Origin of the sequence: Candidatus Chloroploca mongolica, from assembly GCF_004762035.2 — a bacterium.
Taxonomy (GTDB): domain Bacteria; phylum Chloroflexota; class Chloroflexia; order Chloroflexales; family Chloroflexaceae; genus Chloroploca; species Chloroploca mongolica.
The window spans coordinates 66,661-83,623 of the sequence record NZ_SIJK02000007.1 but is presented as its reverse complement, the minus strand read 5'-3'; the positions used below and the strand labels follow the sequence as shown (position 1 = coordinate 83,623).

The 16,963-nt window shown below is 57.4% G+C and carries 13 protein-coding genes; 4 read left to right on the top strand and 9 right to left on the bottom strand.

Annotated features, from left to right (window positions below):
- Nucleotides 1–176: 176 nt before the first annotated feature.
- The gene (locus EYB53_RS05840) at nt 177–608 is read left to right on the top strand and encodes a hypothetical protein (protein WP_135477270.1); all 432 of its coding nucleotides are present in this window, start codon (nt 177–179) and stop codon (nt 606–608) included.
- Here EYB53_RS05840 and EYB53_RS05835 read toward each other — a convergent pair.
- The 7 genes from EYB53_RS05835 to EYB53_RS05805 all read right to left on the bottom strand — a co-directional run bounded on the left by EYB53_RS05835 (nt 584) and on the right by EYB53_RS05805 (nt 7,733).
- Complete coding sequence (locus tag EYB53_RS05835) at nt 584–1,978, bottom strand: sensor histidine kinase (protein WP_135477269.1); 1,395 nt, start codon at nt 1,976–1,978, stop codon at nt 584–586. The genes EYB53_RS05840 and EYB53_RS05835 overlap by 25 nt on opposite strands.
- An 89-nt stretch (nt 1,979–2,067) precedes the next feature.
- A complete protein-coding gene (locus EYB53_RS05830) occupies nt 2,068–2,763 on the bottom strand; it encodes a response regulator transcription factor (protein WP_135477268.1) in 696 nt (231 codons plus the stop codon).
- 78 nt (nt 2,764–2,841) lie between these two features.
- A complete protein-coding gene (locus EYB53_RS05825) occupies nt 2,842–4,179 on the bottom strand; it encodes an ABC transporter permease (protein WP_167857280.1) in 1,338 nt (445 codons plus the stop codon).
- A complete protein-coding gene (locus EYB53_RS05820; RefSeq protein WP_167857279.1) occupies nt 4,176–4,934 on the bottom strand; it encodes an ABC transporter ATP-binding protein in 759 nt (252 codons plus the stop codon). Before EYB53_RS05820 ends, EYB53_RS05825 begins: the two co-directional genes overlap by 4 nt.
- A gap of 11 nt (nt 4,935–4,945) precedes the next feature.
- Nucleotides 4,946–6,808, bottom strand: coding sequence for an HlyD family efflux transporter periplasmic adaptor subunit (locus tag EYB53_RS05815; protein WP_135477266.1), 1,863 nt, complete (start codon nt 6,806–6,808; stop codon nt 4,946–4,948).
- The gene (locus tag EYB53_RS05810) at nt 6,805–7,209 is read right to left on the bottom strand and encodes a hypothetical protein (RefSeq protein WP_135477265.1); all 405 of its coding nucleotides are present in this window, start codon (nt 7,207–7,209) and stop codon (nt 6,805–6,807) included. The genes EYB53_RS05815 and EYB53_RS05810 overlap by 4 nt, the downstream gene beginning before the upstream one ends.
- Nucleotides 7,206–7,733 (bottom strand): DUF4405 domain-containing protein, encoded by a 528-nt coding sequence (locus EYB53_RS05805; RefSeq protein ID WP_135477264.1) that lies wholly within the window; start codon nt 7,731–7,733, stop codon nt 7,206–7,208. Before EYB53_RS05805 ends, EYB53_RS05810 begins: the two co-directional genes overlap by 4 nt.
- Before the next feature lie 227 nt (nt 7,734–7,960).
- Between EYB53_RS05805 and EYB53_RS05800 the strand changes: the two genes are divergently transcribed.
- Nucleotides 7,961–9,634, top strand: a complete 1,674-nt coding sequence (locus EYB53_RS05800; protein WP_135477263.1) for a PAS domain S-box protein — start codon at nt 7,961–7,963, stop codon at nt 9,632–9,634.
- A gap of 21 nt (nt 9,635–9,655) precedes the next feature.
- Nucleotides 9,656–13,396 carry an HD domain-containing phosphohydrolase gene (locus EYB53_RS05795; RefSeq protein WP_135477262.1) on the top strand — a complete coding sequence of 1,247 codons (3,741 nt, stop codon included), beginning with the start codon at nt 9,656–9,658 and terminating at the stop codon, nt 13,394–13,396.
- 101 nt (nt 13,397–13,497) lie between these two features.
- On the opposite strand, the gene EYB53_RS05790 is transcribed toward EYB53_RS05795, so the two are convergent.
- Nucleotides 13,498–14,742, bottom strand: a complete 1,245-nt coding sequence (locus tag EYB53_RS05790) for an AI-2E family transporter (protein ID WP_135477261.1) — start codon at nt 14,740–14,742, stop codon at nt 13,498–13,500.
- 47 nt (nt 14,743–14,789) lie between these two features.
- Nucleotides 14,790–15,335, bottom strand: a complete 546-nt coding sequence (locus EYB53_RS05785; RefSeq protein WP_135477260.1) for a helix-turn-helix domain-containing protein — start codon at nt 15,333–15,335, stop codon at nt 14,790–14,792.
- A 363-nt stretch (nt 15,336–15,698) separates the two neighbouring features.
- Between EYB53_RS05785 and EYB53_RS05780 the strand changes: the two genes are divergently transcribed.
- Nucleotides 15,699–16,952 carry a Stp1/IreP family PP2C-type Ser/Thr phosphatase gene (locus EYB53_RS05780; protein ID WP_371879070.1) on the top strand — a complete coding sequence of 418 codons (1,254 nt, stop codon included), beginning with the start codon at nt 15,699–15,701 and terminating at the stop codon, nt 16,950–16,952.
- The last annotated feature ends 11 nt before the right edge of the window (nt 16,953–16,963 follow it).

Sequence of the window (16,963 nt, the reverse complement as noted above, 5' to 3'; positions counted from 1 at the left end):
GGCGCACAATGACAGCAACGCTGGCATCGTGCGCCCCAGCCTTGTCATGCACAACTGGGCCTTACGGTCATCTTCCCACCTCACGCAAACCTGGGAAGAAAGTGCCCTCGTTTGGGACACGCATCAGACGCTGGCTCGTTATACTCAGTGCATACCTGAATGCATTGGGGAGATCTATGGCACTGATGGAGATGACCGGACGACCGCGTGTCTGGCTACACCGCTACCTCCCAGCTGAAGCTGCTGGCCTCGTTGCCACGGTTGTCTGCACCCTACTCGCCCTCGAATGGAGTGGCAATATTCTGCTTGCGGCGCTCGTTGGTACCTGGACCGAGAGTCTGGGTTTTTATAGTGTCATCTTCTGGCGCGATCTCCAGCGACGCGGAGGGGCCTCTTGGTCGTCCTTGCGTGCGACGTTCACGGCGATGCTGGTGGAATTTGGTCCTGCGGAACTCTTCGATAGCTTACTCGTAGGGCCTGCGGTACTTGCCCTTGCCCTCGTGATCTTCCCCTCGCCCCTGTTCGGCACTATTGTTGGTAAACTGGCTGCCGACGCCATCTTCTACCTATTGACGATTACGAGCTACGAATTGATCAAGCGTCGGTGAGATGCGAAGGGTACGCGTACCCTAAAGATTGTCCCTTCGCCGGGGGCGCTGTCGACACTGACCTTGCCGCCATGCGCTTCGATGATCGAGCGCACGATGGCGAGGCCAAGGCCCGAGCCGCCGGTGGTTTGCTGGCGTGAGGCGTCGGCGCGGTAGAAGCGCTCGAAGATGTTGGGCAGGTGCTCGGGTGCGATGCCAGTTCCAGTGTCTGAGACCTCGAAGACGAGATGCGCTGTTTCGCGATGGGCGGCGAGCATCACTTCGCCACCTGATGGGGTGTGGTGCAGGGCGTTGCCGACGAGGTTGTTGAGGGCGCGGATCGTCTGCTCGATGTCTACCTCGATGGCTGGCAAGCCGTCGGGTACATTGAGGATCAGCGCGACGCCCTGCTGATCGGCGGTGTGCCGATAGCTCGTGGCGACACGCTCAAGCAAGGCCTTTGGTTCGGTGGGTTGGCGCTTGAGCTTCAATTCGCCCGCGTCGGCGAGCGAGAGGGTGTGCAGGTCTTCGACGAGCCGCAAGAGTACCTGGGTCTCGTCGTGCATCGCGGCAAAGCGGGCCGGGGTAGGGCGCAGGCTCTCGTCACGCATGGCTTCGAGATAGCCTGAAAGCACCGTGAGCGGCGTGCGTAGATCGTGGGCTATGTCGGCGGTCATGCGCCGACGCAATTCGGTGGCGTGGGCAAGATCAGCGCTCATCGTGTTGAACTGGGTGGTGAGTAGGCCCAGTTCATCGCGTGAGCGAACAGGGACTTGTTGCCCAAGTTCACCCGCGCCAAGTGCCCGGGTCGCGCTGGTGAGATCCTGGATCGGGCGGGTGATCAGGCGGGCCAAGATAAACCCCAGGCTCAGGGCGACAAGCACCGCGCCGAGCGCGGCGGCACCAAGCGCAAGATCGGTACGCACCAGGTACGCTTCTTCGGCAGGGTTGCGCTCGAGCGGTGGCTCGAGCAGGACAAAGGTGCCAACCTGCTCGTTGTTGACCAGAATCGGCGTGCCCCGAGCGAGATCTTCAGCCCGCGCTGGTTCTCCCCGCCAGAGCGGATTCGGTGACAGGACGATGCGCCCTTCGGCATCGGCAATAAAAAACGCGATGCGCTCAAAGTGATTTCCATCAGGCTGCCATCCGCCCGGCCTTGACAGGTCGTCGCTGCGGTTCTCGAAAAAGGTCGCAGGTGTCATACCTTCCCAGCTTCCGTGGGTCGCGTAGTAGTTGGCGACCCGGGTGACAAACGCATCGCGGCGCTGTTCAAGCACATACGCATCAAACTGCGTCGTGACAAATTGACGCACAAAGATCGCCGCAAGGCCAATCGAGGCCAGGCTGGTGATGGCAAAGGCAAGCACAAGGCGTGTGGTAAGGGATTTCATGTTTATGCCCTGCGGGCGGCTGAGATAGTGTAGGGCTGCCGCCCTGCAACTCGTTTTTTTAGCTAGGAGCTGTAGGCCCCACCTACCCGCTAGGCGGGGCGGTGACGACAGCGGTACCCTGCACCAAAGACGGTTTCGATGTAGCATGGATGGGTCGGATCGGCTTCGATTTTGCGTCGCAAGTTGCGAATGTGAACGTCAATCGTGCGCTCGACGCCTTCGTACGTATTGCCCTGCAGCAGTTCCAGCAGGTGCTCACGGCTGAAGACTCGCCCCGGGGCCGCCATCATCGCCTCGAGCAAACTAAATTCCGATGGCGTGAGACTCACTGGCTGGTTGCCGACAAGCACTTCCCGCGTCCCCCGGTTAAGGCTCAGGTCACCGACACGCAGCAGTTCGGCCACAAGCGTCTGTTGAACCAGGCTGGCCCGGCGCAAATGGGCCCGTACCCGTGCGAGCAATTCTTTCATGCTAAAGGGTTTGGTCAGGTAATCGTCGGCCCCGAGTTCTAACCCCACAACTTTGTCGGTCTCTTCCACTCGTGCGGTCAGCATAATCACCGGGGCTGTATAATCGCGACGAAAGGCTTGCAGAAAACCTAACCCATCTAGCTTTGGCATCATGATATCAAGCAAGACGAGATCTGGTTTGCCCTGACGGGCAACGACGAGCCCTTCCTCACCATCAGCCGCCGTCAGGATGTGATAATCTTGTTCGGCGAGATACTCAGCCACCAGTGTTCGCACACTCTGATGGTCATCAATAATCAAGATTGTTGCGCGCATAGGCTACTTCGTTTTCCAGGGATTCGTAAGGTTGCTGACGTGTATGTGTGCAGTATACTCCAGGATCAGTTGCATAACCTACTCATAGCGTAGCGCGACAATCGGGTCGAGTCGGGCTGCGCTGCGGGCTGGCGCGATGCCAAAGAAGAGCCCGACCGCCAGAGCAAAGCCAAACGCAAGCAGCGCAACGTCCCAACTCAGGCTGACGGTGACGAGGCCCGTCAGGTTGACCGAAAGCGCGATCGCGCTGCCAAGGATCAGTCCCGCCAGCCCGCCTACGCCACTGAGGGCCAGCGACTCGAAGAGAAATTGCAAGAGAATGTCGCCCTCTTTGGCCCCCAACGCTTTCCGTAGCCCGATCTCGCGGGTGCGTTCGCGTACCGAGACGAGCATGATGTTCATGATGCCAATGCCACCAACGAGTAGCGAGATTGCTGCGATAGCGCCAAGAAAGAGCGTGAGCAGTTGCGTCGTCTGCGTTACGGTCTCCAGGATTGTTTGCTGGTTAATCGCGCTAAAGGTGTCGCCGCTGCCGTCGGCGGGCAGGCTGTGATCTTCACGGAGAATCGTTGCGACTTCTTCGGCGGCTGCATCCACTGTTTCCGCACTGGTTGCCTGCACCACAATCGTCGAGACGCTCCAGCTGCCGCCAATTGCCCGTGCGCCAAAGAGTTTACGCTGCGCAGTCGTTAGTGGTACGATGACGCCGTCGTCGACCGAGCCAAAGCCAGTGCCGCCACTGCTTTTGAGCACACCAATCACGGTAAAGTTCTGCCCGTTCAGCCGCACCTGTTCGCCGACCGCTCCGCCATCAGGGAAGAGCGTGGTTGCGATGGTTGCGCCAAGGATGACGACGTTCTCGGCGCTGCGGTTCTGGGCTTCACTGAGGAACCCACCCTCTTCGACGGTGGTATTGTGTACCTCGGCGTAGACTGGGGTGGCCCCGGTGACGCGGGCGTTGGCGTTGTTGCTACCCGTAACAAGCTGCGCTGAGCCAGCATATTCCGGTGAGACTAGGGCGATGTTTGGTGCGCGCAAAGGATCGGCCAGCGCTTCGGCATCGTTCATGGTCAGGCTGTCGCTTTCGCCGACGGCACCGCGTACGCCGCCACTCGTTGAGGCACCTGGCCGAAGCGTGATCAGGTTGGCCCCGTTGGCGGTGATGCTGCTGGTGATCGATTCTTGCGAACCACGTCCAATGGCGAGCAGGGCAATCACTGCCGCAACGCCAATCAAGACACCAAGGGCGGTTAGGAGTGTTCGCACTGGATTGGTGCGCAGCGTCTCAAACGCAAAGTGCGCTGTTTCACGCCAACTGATGCCCCCGGCGAGCAGGTCGTCAATGGCGGCATCAAGGGCCGCTGCCTCGTGCGTCCGTACCGCGCTTGGCTCACCTGCGCTATCGTGTGCTGTCATGGCGCTATCCTCCATTGTTGGCGCACCGGTAGCCGCCGTCGGCGTTGGGTTGGCGTCGGCTGGCTCGCCCAGGCTTCGCTTGTTGGCACGTCACGCATCAGCCGACCATCGCGGATTTCGAGCAGCCGCCGGGTGGCGCGGGCGACATCTGGTTCGTGGGTTACCAGCACGACGGTCATGCCACTACGGTTCAGGTCGCTAAAGAGGCCCAGGATTTCGGCGCTGGTGGCGGTATCGAGTGCGCCTGTTGGTTCGTCGGCGAGCAAGAGCGCCGGGTCGTTCACCAGGGCTCGGGCGATGGCAACGCGTTGCTGCTGACCACCAGAAAGCTGGTGCGGACGATGATCAAGCCGATTGCCCAACCCGACCCGTTCGAGTGCCGCCGCAGCGCGTTCCATCCGTTCGTTTGACGAAATGCCGCCCCGGTAGGCCAGCGGCAGCGCCACATTCGCCAGCGCAGTTCCTCGTGCCAGTAGGTGAAATTGTTGAAAGACAAAGCCAATCTTGCGGTTGCGCATGGCGGCTAGCAGTTCCGTATCAAGCAGTTCGACCGGCAACCCATCGAGTTCGTAGCTCCCCTCGGAGGGTGCATCGAGACAGCCAATCAGGTTCATCAGGGTACTCTTGCCTGAACCCGAAGGGCCGATGATGGCGACAAATTCACCACGGTGGATGTCAAAGCTGACCCCGCGTAACGCGTGAATCTCGATGTCGCCCATCTGGTAGGTGCGCGCCAGATCCCGTACTTTGATCATCGTTTGCATCATTATCTCCCCATGCCTGGCGGCGGCCCGCCCATACCGCCGCCATCGAGCATCCCAGGACGGAGCGTGTCGGCATTGGTCGTTGTGCTGCTACTCGTGGCAGTGGTCATCAGGAGCGTATCGCCCTCTTGCAGACACATCTCACCAGTCTCAAGACAGCGCACGATTTCGGTCTGCCCGCCACTTGTCGCTCCGGTCTCAACGCGTACCACCACTGGTTCCTGCCCTTCAGCCTGTTGCACCTGCACGAATGAGGCGCGACCGCCGGTTTGCACGGCCCGACTCGGTACGAGGATCACATCGTCGCGTGCCTCGATGATGATCGTGCCACTGGCACTCATCCCGATCTTGACCGGTGCTTCACCTGCGGCAAACGCGACGCGTACCGGATACGTTGCGACATTCGAGGTCACGGTTGCCACTGGGGCAATCCGCTCGACTGTGCCCTCGATCGCAATCTCGCTCAGCGCATCAAAGGTAAGCTCCACAGTCTGGCCGACGGTCACGTCGGCAATATCGCTCTCACTCAAACTCAGATCGACATACAGGGTTGATTGGTTAATGATGGTGACGGTGGCATTGGCGCTGACACTATCGCCAGCATTCATCGTGACGTCGGCAATCACACCTGCGAATGGAGCGGTGAGCGTCGCCCGCTCCCGATTGAGTTGCGCGGTCTCAAGCGCAACTTCAGCCTGGGCAAGGCTGGCTGCGGCGTTGGCAACACTGCTCGCCGAACCGGGGCTACTCAGTTGCTCAAGACTCAGCTGCGCTTGCTCAACACTTGCCTGGGCAATCGTCAGTTGCTCGGCGGTTGCGGGTTGTCGCAGTGAGGCCAGATTCGCCTGGGCCGAGGCGACACTTGCGCGGGCCGAGGCGATTTCGGCTGTGGTCGCCCCGTCTTCAACGGCTGCAAGTTGGATCTCGGCATTGCGCAGCGTTGCTTCAGCCTGCTGTAGCCCGATGACCTCATCTTGCTTGGCCTGTTCAAACGCGATTTGGGCCTGATGCAGGCTCTCTTCGGCATTGCTGACGGCGCGTAACGCCGCTGCTTCGTTGTCAATGTTTGCCTGTGACAAACCGCTGGGCCGTTGCTCAAGCTCACGATTTTGCCAGTAAATTGTGCTGTACGCTTCTTGTGTATCACGCAGCGAATTGGCGGCAGTGGTGACATTGCTCTCGGCGCGGGTCTTGGCGGTCGCGAGGCTTGCCTGTTGCGCTGCGAGACTCAGACGGGCCTGGTCTACACTCGCCTGCGCCGCAGCACGGTTCTCGGTGGTTGGCCCGGCCAGCAGGGTCGCCAGATTCGCTTGCGCACTGGTGAGTTGTGCCTCGGCACTGGCAAGCTGCGCTGCGGTGACGCCGCCATTGCTTGTCTGCGCATACTGCGCTTGCGCCGAGCGCAGCTGCGTTGCGGCAGCGGCTAGCTCCTCAGGCGTTGCGCCCTCGCCATTGGCGGCGGCAAACCCGGCCCGCGCCGAGGCAAGGTTGGCTTCGGCTTGCCGCACCGCCAGTTCCAGTTCAGTGGTGTCGAGATGCGCGAGAGTCTGCCCTGCGCTCACTGCATCGCCACTATCTACCAGTACTTCGGCAATCGTGCCTGAAACCGCAAAAGCGACCGCACGACTCTCCGCAGGCTCAACCGTGCCACTTCCCGCAACGGTGATACGTAGCGTGCCCTGCTGAACAGTGCCTGTAGACATAACAGTGCTGGTGGCCGCACGCCCAGACAAACGCCAGAGGCCAAAGCTGCCTGCTGCGACCACCACGATCAGGGCACCGATCCACCAGATTCGTTTGCGTTGCCGCGCCTTTCGGCCTAGCTTCTGCCCTGCCAGACGCTGAGTTGGTGATATTGTACTCATGCTGATCCTCCTGCCGCAGGCTGTTTGCGTTGACGCATCTTCCAAAGCCGCGTGACAAGGGCAAAGATGGCGATGATGGCACCGATCTTGAGCAGAGTCACACCAACATTGGTAAAGCCAGCCAGGCTCGGTTCCCAATTGCCGTGGCCCCCACCTTCGCCGCTCTCCCCTTCAGGACGACCACGCATGCCTCGCCCCGGACGGCTGGCGAAGTTACCTTCGCCCTCTTCATGCGAACCTTCGACGGTTTGTTCAGGGAGCGCACCACGTTCACCATGGTCTTCGTGGGCCTTTGCTTCGATCAACTGGCTCATCGTGGGCGATTGGCTCAAGCCAAAGAGGGTTGCGGCAACAAGCAGACCAGCCGCCAGAATAAGCAGTATCCGTGTGATCAGCTTCATAGTGTGCTCTCCTGTGACGTGGCTGGTTGCGTAGCACCAGACCTTCCCGCTTTGCGCGTACTGCGTGCAAACAGCCGACGTGTCGTATTGACAAGCCAACTCCAATGCAAAGCAATATGCAACCCGAGGATCACGATCGTTGCATCACTTGCCATGCGGTGCAGGCCGAGCCAGAAATCATCGCGCGCAATGCTGATCCCGATGAACGGCAAAGCCACCTCGGAAATCATGATGCCAGTGACAATGATTGTTGCGAAAGCGATGAAGAGCAGACTGTTCAGTAGATAGTTGAGCCGTGCTGTCCAGGATGCTTTGCCAAAAAAGCGACGGGCTACCTGCACAATCCAGTTCCAGTGCAAAAGCAAGTGGGTGATCAGGGCAGCCCCGAGGGCCAGACTGAGCCATTCGTGAATGGCAAGCCCAGAGAGATGCGGGGCTGTGGCGACCAGAAACGCGAGAAACATGGCCCCGTCAATCAACAGATTGATGGTTGTCCGACGCACTGGGGTTCGTTTTGTTTCCATACAGGCCTCACTGATATCAAGCTATGCTTCAATACTGCCAGCATAGCTTGCTCATGTTTAGAACTGATGAAGATCATGTTGAGAGGACGCATAGTTTGCGGGCCTATGACCCGCAAACTATGCGTCCTCTCAACATGGGCGTCAAGCACCACAAGTTATAACCTCTAGCGTCTGTTACATACCTGACGTATAATAGATAGCTATAGACGCTGGGTGGGGAGGCTCGGATGCGCACGACATCTTCGGTGACAACAGAGGGCCAGGACTTTATTCAGGCTGCTCTGGACGGTCTTTCCGCCCATATTGCTGTCCTGGATCTGAACGGCAGTATTGTTGCCGTCAATAAGGCCTGGTGTACTTTCGCCGATGAAAATCCGCCGGTTCCAGTCAACTATGGCCTGGGCGCAAACTACTTTGCGATCTGCGAATCTCGGCCTGATCCGCATATCTACGCCCTCACCGATGCATGTGATGAGACAATCCCCCAAGGCATTCGCGAGGTCATTGCAGGCGAACTTGATGAGTTTATCCACGTCTATCCATGCCATTCACCCACCAAGTTGCGCTGGTTTCGGTTACGTGTGACCCGGTTTGCCGATGACAGTCACCTGATCACCGCCCACGAAAATATTACCCAGCAGATCCTGGCTGAACAGGCGCGCGAGACGGCCCAGCAAGCGTACCTTAACTCTGTCGAGGCGGGTAGTCGGCAGCTTGAGTTGCGTGAAAAGTACTTTCGTGCGTTGATCGAGCACGCGGTTGATGGCATTGTGCTGGTCAAAGAAGATGGCACACTGATCTTTGCCAGCCCTTCGGCTCGGCGTACTTTTGGCTATGCTGAAGATGAAGCGCTTGAGTTCAAACCCATCCAGGCGACGCATCCTGATGATCTCCCGCGTGTCGTTGAGGCGCGCACCCAGGCAATCAATCATCCTGAGCTTCACCCGACCATTGAGTATCGCGCTCAGCACCGTGATGGATCGTGGCGCTGGATCGAGACAACTTTTACCAATCTTCTTGCCGAACCGAGTGTTGCCGGGCTCTTGATCAATTTTCGTGATATCACTGAACGCAAACAGGCTGAGGAGGATCTTTATCATCGGAACCTCCTCCTGCACATCGCAGGACGTATGGCACGTCTCGGTGGTTGGTCAGTCGATCTGAGCCGCAATCGGGTGATCTGGTCCGACGAGGTTGCTCATATCCACGATGAACCCGCTGGCATTTCACCTTCGCTCGATCAGGGCCTCAACTATTATGCCCCCGAATATCACGAGCGCATTGCCAAAGTCTTCGGGGCCTGCGCCCGCGATGGTACGCCCTACGACGAAGAATTGCAGATCATCACCGCCAAAGGTCACCGGGTCTGGGTGCGTACCATTGGTGAGGCGGTATGCGATGCTGATGGTACGATTATCCTGGTGCATGGGGCGTTCCAGGATATCAGCGAGCGCCGTAAGGCCGAGGAAAAACAGCGCACCCAGTTGGCCGAGTTGCAACGCTGGCATCTGTTGACCCTCGATAATGAAGAGCGCATCATCGCTCTCAAGCGTGAAATCAACCATCTGCTGCAAGACGCTGGCAAACCCCCACGTTATGCAAGTGTCGATCTGCACCCTGTGGTTGCGCAGGAGCACGAGCGGTATATCCTCTGTCTCTATATTACCGGGATGACGACCCATTCTTTCCGTGCGGTGACCAATATTACAGCGATCTGTGAAGAATACCTCAAGGGACGCTATGAATTAGAGATTATTGATCTCTATCAGCAGCCCCAGCTTGCCGAAAAAGAGCGTATCATTGCGGTGCCGACGCTGGTGCGTCAGCAACCACTGCCTGCCTGTCGCATTGTTGGTGATCTCTCTGATACGGCACGTGTGCTCATTGCCCTCGATCTCTAATCCACAGAATCTGAGTCTATCATGGAAGATAAGCCCCTCACGAGCGTTGATGTCGATTCCATTGCTCAATTACAACGCGAGAATGCTGATCTGCGTGCCCGTCTGCTTGAACTCGAAGAGGTCATTGGCGCAGTCCGTGATCGCAAGGTTGATGCCCTGGTCATGAGTGGTGCCTGGGGCAAGCAGATCTTTACCGCCAGAACAGCCGATCAGACCTATCGCACGCTCATTGAGGCGATGAGTGAGGGTGCCCTCTTGGTGAGTGCGCAAGGCATTGTGATCTATTGCAATCGGCGTTTCGCCGAGATGCTGATGACTATTGCCGAACGGGTGACGGCTTCACGTCTGCAAGATTGGGTGACGCCCACGGGTCGCAAGTTCTTTCAGTCGCTTCTCTATGGCGGTGGGCGTGGTGAGTTTCTCCTCGAAGGCTATGGCGGGGTGAAGGTGCCGGTGTTGCTCTCGTCGAGTGAGGTGCAACTGGCTGATGGCGAACACCTGTTGTGTGTTATTGCCACGGATCTGACGGAACAACGACGCCATCAACTCTCCCTCGAAGTGGAACATCAGGCGCGCGTGGAACTGGAACAGTCCGAACGTGCCCGGCGTACCCTGCTCAGTCTGCTCGAAGACCAGAAGCGCATCCGCTCACGCTACCAGTCGATCTTCCAGTTTGTCCCGGTTTCGATCTGGGAAGAAGATTGGACGGCAGTCATCGCGATGATCAGAGCATTGCGCCAGGCCGGGGTTACTGATTTCCAGGACTACTTTGCTCAGCATTCCGACCGTGTCAACGAGGCGCTGCATCAGATTCGTGTCCTTGATGTCAATGATGCAACCCTCAAGATCTTCAAGGCGCAGTCGAAATCGCAGATGCTCAAGTCGATTGCGACCAAGTTTGCCATCCCCGAAACCATGCCAGGCTTTGTGCAGCAGTTACTCGCCCTGGCCAATGGCGAGACTGTCTTTGCAACGGAAATGATGCTTTCGACAGCCTCCCTCGAACGCCTCTATGTCTTGCAGACGATGGTCTTTCCCTCGCTCGACAGTGACACAGGTACGGTGCTGGTAAGTTTGATGGATATTACCAGACGCAAAGAAGATGAGCAGCGCATTGCAGAAAATGCCCGGCGTCATCAGATTTTGGCCCGCCTCAGTGTGCAAATTTCTGCGCCGATGGCGCTCGAAGCAAAGTTGCAGATCCTGACGGATGGTCTCCGTGAGGCCATTGGTGCCCAGATAGCGCTTACGTTTCTCGCCGCCCAGCGCAGTCTGACGCGTCCTCTGCTCATGCCGTCCTTCGGTGCTGACGATGCACAGTGTCAACAGATGGATCATGCCGCGCTTGGTTCAGCGGTGCTGGCCTATTTGAAGTCGCATCACCATTTGGTGCGTCTGACGCAGGCCGAGCTTGAAAAGTTATCCATGTTGCGTCAACTCGTTAGCCACACCGAGCCGTGCCTGCTCTGGGATGGTCTGCTTGCTTCCTTGCTGCCTGGCAACAATGGCGAACCTCTGGGTTGTGTCATGCTCTCGCGTGCTTCTTCGGGTGCGTTTAGCGTTGACGATGAAGCCGTATTGATCCAGATCAACCAGATGGTTGCAGGAGTGGTTGAGCAAGACTGGTTGCTCAAAGTGACCCGCCAGCGGCTCAATGAACTCGAAGCGGTCTATGCGGTTGTCCGTTCACTTCGCGTGGTGCCGACCTACCGCGAGTTACTTGATCTCTTTCTGGAAAAATCACGCACGATCCTGGGTTTTACGGCCAGTTTCTTCCTGTGGCGCGATCTCAACGCGTATCAACTCGTCCCGATGGCAATGTCAGGTGACTTTGCTGATTTGTCTTTGCTCCCCCTCGAACAGGGTGAGGCGGTCGTTCAAACCTTGATCAATGCGGGCGAAATCCTCTTGGTGGACGATTTTCAGACCGATCCGCGCATTGATGGTTCATTGCGTCACCAGATGCCGCCGGGGTGGCAGGGCATCTGTGCCGTGGTCGAGTCAAGCAATCTGATCGAGGGGATTCTCATCCTTGCTACACCGGTTGGATCTGGTGAGCGCTCTTATAGCCCCCATCTCTTTGCCACTTTGCTCGATATTTTTGGCAATTCGTTGCATCGGGTGCGCCTCCAGCAGGATGCGCAGATGCGCGCCGAACACCTTGCGCTGATCAATCAACTTGGTCGCGATCTCTCGAGTACGTTTGATCTGCCGACGATCTATGCGACCGTCAGTGCGACCGTGCAGAAACTCTTTCCTGATGTCGAAGCTATTCTGTTGAGTCGCTATGATGCCGAGCGCCACATCATCATCCCGGCGCATATCTACCATGATGGGCAAACCGAAGACCTCACGCACGTTCCTCCTGTTGCCCTTGAGCCACCTGGTTGGGGCACCCATAGCGAGGCGATCCATACCAGGCGACCGGTGATTCTTCCTCATTATCAAGAGGCTATCAGTCGCGTCAAATCAACCCTTAGCAATACAGGTGCTGAGTTGATCCAGTCGGCGATCTTTGTGCCCATGCTCGCCAAGGATGCTGTTGTTGGTGTGCTGGCGCTGCAGGATCGTCAGGTCAATCGTTTTGGCGAGACCGATGCTGAATTGCTGACCTGGGTTGCCAATACTACGGCAATTGCGCTGCATAATGCTGAACTCTTCTGCGAAACGCTCAAGAAGATCGAGCAGCAGCAAGCCCTGCGCATGATTGATATGGCGATTACGTCGAGTATGGATCTCAGCATTACGCTTGATCTTATCCTCAACCGGGTCACGACGCTGCAAGATGTGGCCGCGGCAACTATTTTGCTGCTCCAGCCCTATTCCCATGAACTGCGCTTTGCCGCAGGATATGGTTTTCAAACCGATGCGGTCAAACACTCGCTGGTCAAGATCGGCGGAGGGCTCTCTGGCACGGCTGCGCTCGAACAATGCTCTGTCCGTGCCTATAGTACTGAGGAGATCAGCGCGCACTGGATCGGTGACCGTTTCTATGAGCGTGAAGGCTTTACGCATTACCTGGCTTTGCCGCTGATCGCCAAAGGTCAGGTGCAAGGCGTGCTCGAGATTTTTGACCGCAAGCCGATCCCCGAAGATCAGAACTGGATGAACTTCCTCGAGGTGATTGCCGGTCAGTCGGCGATTGCCATTGATAATGCGACGATGTTTGAAAATCTGCAACGGGCCAATACGGAACTTGCCCTTGCCTACGATAAGACGATCGAGGGTTGGTCATATGCTCTTGATTTACGTGATAAAGAGACGGAAGGCCATTCGCTGCGGGTCACTGAATTAACGCTGCATCTGGCCCGTGCCGTCGGGATGAGCGATGAGGAACTTGTCCATATTCGACGGGGTGCGTTGCTCCACGATATTGGCAAAATGGGCATCCCCGACGCGATCTTGCTCAAATCTGGGCCGCTGACGCCCGAAGAGTGGGAGATTATGAAGCGTCACCCGACCTATGCCTACGAGTTGCTCTATCCCATTACCTACTTGCGCCCGGCCCTCGCTATTCCCTACTGCCACCACGAAAAATGGGACGGCACGGGCTACCCTCGGGGCCTCAAGGGCGAAGCGATCCCGCTGGCGGCGCGCCTCTTTGCGATTGTTGATGTCTGGGATGCCCTGCGCTCGGATCGCCCCTACCGCAAGGCATGGCCTGAAGGACGCGTGCGTGAGCATCTCGCAGGCCTCTCAGACACTCACTTTGATCCGCAGGTCGTCGAGCTCTTCTTCCGCATCCTCAACGAAGAAGCCTGACCTCGGCGGCCCTGCTTTTTAACGCAGAGACGCAGAGGCGCAGAGTTGGTCTACCTCTCTGCGCCTCTGCGCCTCTGCGCCTTTGCGTCAAAACCTACAACCTACGCCTCTTTATCATCCTCCGCAGCCTCGACTTCGGCAGGCTCTTGCTCAGGCACACGCTTGGGCTGAGGCCCAAGTACCAGCAGAGGCATCCCGGCGAGGTGCATTCGTTTGGGAAGCAGCCCGGCCTCACGCGGCGGTTCTTGCAGCCGACCATAGATATAGCTGAAGGTATCACGGGCCACAGCCCCAACCGGTGCCGACAAGATTGCGCCGATAATGCCAAAGACTTGCGCCCCCACAACCAGCAGGATCATCAGGATCGCCGGATGGAGCCCGACGCTCTCACCAACAATGCGCGGCACCAGGAAATTGTTCTCGAGTTGCTGGATAACCACATAGAGGATCAAGACCGCGATGCCTGTCGTTGGCGAATCGAGAAAACCGAGCAAAATCGCCGGAATCGAGCCAAGAATCGGCCCGATGATCGGGACAAGTTCGGTGACACCGGCAATCACGGCGAGCAGCAGCACATACGGAATCTCAAAACCTACGAGATTCAGTGCCAGCAACCCGATCCCGGCCGCACTGCCCACGGCTGCCCCGAGCAACAACTGACCCCGTAGGTAGCCACTGAAATCATAATCAATAATCGTCAGCACCGTCCAAAAATCGGTACGGATCCAGGTGGGCAGCCAACGATCAAGCTTATCGCGCCCTTCTTGCTGATCCATCAACACATAAAAGAGCCAGAAGGGAATCAAGAAGAACCCAAGCAAAAATGAGACCGTATTGACGACTGAGAAGACACTGTCAATAAGGAAGTTGCCTACCCCCTGGACATAACCGATAAAGTTGGTGCGAAGCGTCGTGGCTGCCTGCGCAATAATCTCCGTCACCGAACTCCGCACTTCATTGCGCATTTCTTCCGGCAGACTCGCGAGCAACTGTTCATACTCATCAATCAGGGTCGTGACCCAGCGTTGAATAACCTGAATATCGGGAATCGCACGAATAAGTTGCCCGACCTGATCAACAAGAGGTGGCACCAGGAAGCCAAAGAAGGTTGCTACGAAGCCAAGCACAATCAGATAGACCAGCAAAATGGCGACCCAACGCGGCATATGCGGGTTGAACCGATTGACCAGCGGGAGGAAGAGATAGGCGAGGATCGCCCCAAAGATAAAGGGGAGCAGGGCTGACATGGCCTGCACGATCATCCATCCAATGATGTAGAGTGCAGCTAGCACCAGCGCCCATCGCGAAACATCGCGTGCTGTAAAGCGAGCTAAAAAAGTTCTCATACCATCCCTGGAGCAGGCTATCTGCCCATGATAGGCCGGGGTTTGCGTTACCGATCCTCGCGTCCACCGAGGACACTGATCGTCAAAACGTGTGCTGTGTTTGTCCCCGTATTGACCCAGCTATTGGGCACATCTTCGCGATAAAAGAGCGTATCACCTGTATTGAGCGCGTACTCTTCATCACCGAGGGTAAAGTTCAAGACCCCCTCAAGCACCAGCACCATCTGGCTGCCACGGCTCGAGAAACTCTGTTGCCCACTGCCTGGTCTGGCCTCGATCAAGCGGGCCTCAAGATCACCATTAGGTGGGAGCAGCGCAAAAACCTGGACGGGTGCCTCATCGAGGCTCAGCCTGATGCGCTCGCTGGTGCGCATCATCTGCCCAACCTGTTGATTATCTTCACCTTCAAAAAAATGGGTCATCTGCACACTGAAAAACTGGGCTAGTTTACGCAGATTAGCTACCGAAATATTGACTTTGTCCCGTTCCAGGCGGCTGAGAAAGGAAGGCGTCAGCCCGGAACCCTCTGAAACTTCCTGTAGGGTCAGCCCACGCTCCTGGCGGAGCCGACCGATTTTTTGTCCGAGCGACATTGTGTACCGCCTTCCGAGGCTAGTGGATGGTTTTGAAGGGCTTTGGCTGGTACTATACGTAGGTACCTTTCTAGAGCCTTCATGTATTATACGTAAAGCAAATTGGCCTGTCAAGGATGTGCACACCCCTGCCTAGTTATGTATTTGGCATCATAATGGGTTTTTTTTGCCCTCTGCTTGTATTTTTGCAAAGGGCCTATGCGCATCATCTTGAACTATAGACAATAACGCCTGGTTTTCAAGTCAATACCCAGGAGATACTATGGCGGGTATGCTATAATCAGCATAGCTTTAGGCTGCATCCTTTTTACCCTGCCCAACGTCCTACTCAGTGCGATGTGCAAGCTCAAAGGGGCGTAACCAGTGACCGCTGTGGGTTCCCGATCCTGTTCTGTCTGTGGTACAAGCCTTAGCCCGGGGGCACGCTACTGCACCCGCTGCGGTGCCGTTGTGGGCGATGAACCCGAAGAGATCGCTCTCTCGGGGGGACGACGCCTCCACCTGGCCGCTGATACTCTTAGTTTGCGTGAACTACTGGCTGTCGTTGAGTCGGGGGTGACGTTCTGGCGGCAACGCCTCGAGTCGACGGATGGGGTGGCGCGTACGACAGCCGCAGCAGCCATTAAGGATCTCTCGCAGATCCTTGATAGTCTGGCGACCCAGATCGCGCTCGGGCGTGAGACGGTGCAGGTGACCGGGCGTTTGCCCGCCCAGCGCCTCTTCCCGCTCCCATGCGCTGTCTGTGGCCGAGGTAATCGCGCCAGCGCCAAGTATTGCATTGCCTGCGGAACCCCGCTGCGGCCTGATCTCCAGGCGGTGCCCCGCGTGCCACCCTTGCCACGGTTGCAGATCGCGTCACGTACTGATATTGGGATGGTGCGACCAGTTAATGAAGATACGCTTTATACTGGTGAATTTACTACTGCTAATGATACAATTGGCACGTTGCTGATTGTCGCTGATGGGATGGGTGGGCATCAGGCGGGCGACGTGGCGTCAACTCTGGCAACGACAACGCTGAAAACCTATCTTACCAGTGCCTTGAGCCACGGGGTGCCCACCGCTGATGCCGGCTGGCATGCATTGTTGCAACGGGCAGTCTTGCAGGCGAATCAGGTCGTCTATCAGCACGCCCAGGACCATTCCTATCAGCAGGGCATGGGCACAACCATGACTGTTGCACTGGTTGTCGGTCGGCGCGTGCATCTTGGGCACGTCGGCGATAGTCGTGCCTATCTGATCAATCCGGCCGGAGTGGTCAACGAGCGGTTGCCCTGGTTGCAACTGACGACTGACCATAGCCTCGTGGCCCGCCTGGTTGATATTGGGCAGATCACGCCCGCCCAGGCGCGTACGCATCCGCAACGCAATGTGGTCTATCGTTCGCTTGGTGGTGATGCGACCCTGGAGGTCGATACGCGTAGCCATGCGCTCGCTCCCGGTGATACACTTTTGCTCTGCTCGGATGGCCTGGTCAACCATGTTGAGGATGAAGAACTTGCTCGTATGGTACTCGATGCTTCCTCGGTTGCTCAGGCGTGTGCGCAGTTAGTCGCTCGCGCCAACGAGGGCGGGGGCAAGGATAATATTACGGTTGTGATGGCCCGTGTGGTCTGATCTTGTGGTGA

Excerpts from the sequence above, each read along its gene's own strand:
- EYB53_RS05835 (WP_135477269.1), bottom strand. The coding sequence starts at position 1,978 with ATGAAATCCCTTACCACACGCCTTGTGCTTGCCTTTGCCATCACCAGC.
- EYB53_RS05785 (WP_135477260.1), bottom strand. The coding sequence starts at position 15,335 with ATGTCGCTCGGACAAAAAATCGGTCGGCTCCGCCAGGAGCGTGGGCTG.
- EYB53_RS05830 (WP_135477268.1), bottom strand. The coding sequence starts at position 2,763 with ATGCGCGCAACAATCTTGATTATTGATGACCATCAGAGTGTGCGAACA.
- EYB53_RS05840 (WP_135477270.1), top strand. The coding sequence starts at position 177 with ATGGCACTGATGGAGATGACCGGACGACCGCGTGTCTGGCTACACCGC.
- EYB53_RS05805 (WP_135477264.1), bottom strand. The coding sequence starts at position 7,733 with ATGGAAACAAAACGAACCCCAGTGCGTCGGACAACCATCAATCTGTTG.
- EYB53_RS05825 (WP_167857280.1), bottom strand. The coding sequence starts at position 4,179 with ATGACAGCACACGATAGCGCAGGTGAGCCAAGCGCGGTACGGACGCAC.
- EYB53_RS05815 (WP_135477266.1), bottom strand. The coding sequence starts at position 6,808 with ATGAGTACAATATCACCAACTCAGCGTCTGGCAGGGCAGAAGCTAGGC.
- EYB53_RS05790 (WP_135477261.1), bottom strand. The coding sequence starts at position 14,742 with ATGAGAACTTTTTTAGCTCGCTTTACAGCACGCGATGTTTCGCGATGG.
- EYB53_RS05800 (WP_135477263.1), top strand. The coding sequence starts at position 7,961 with ATGCGCACGACATCTTCGGTGACAACAGAGGGCCAGGACTTTATTCAG.
- EYB53_RS05820 (WP_167857279.1), bottom strand. The coding sequence starts at position 4,934 with ATGATCAAAGTACGGGATCTGGCGCGCACCTACCAGATGGGCGACATC.
- EYB53_RS05810 (WP_135477265.1), bottom strand. The coding sequence starts at position 7,209 with ATGAAGCTGATCACACGGATACTGCTTATTCTGGCGGCTGGTCTGCTT.
- EYB53_RS05795 (WP_135477262.1), top strand. The coding sequence starts at position 9,656 with ATGGAAGATAAGCCCCTCACGAGCGTTGATGTCGATTCCATTGCTCAA.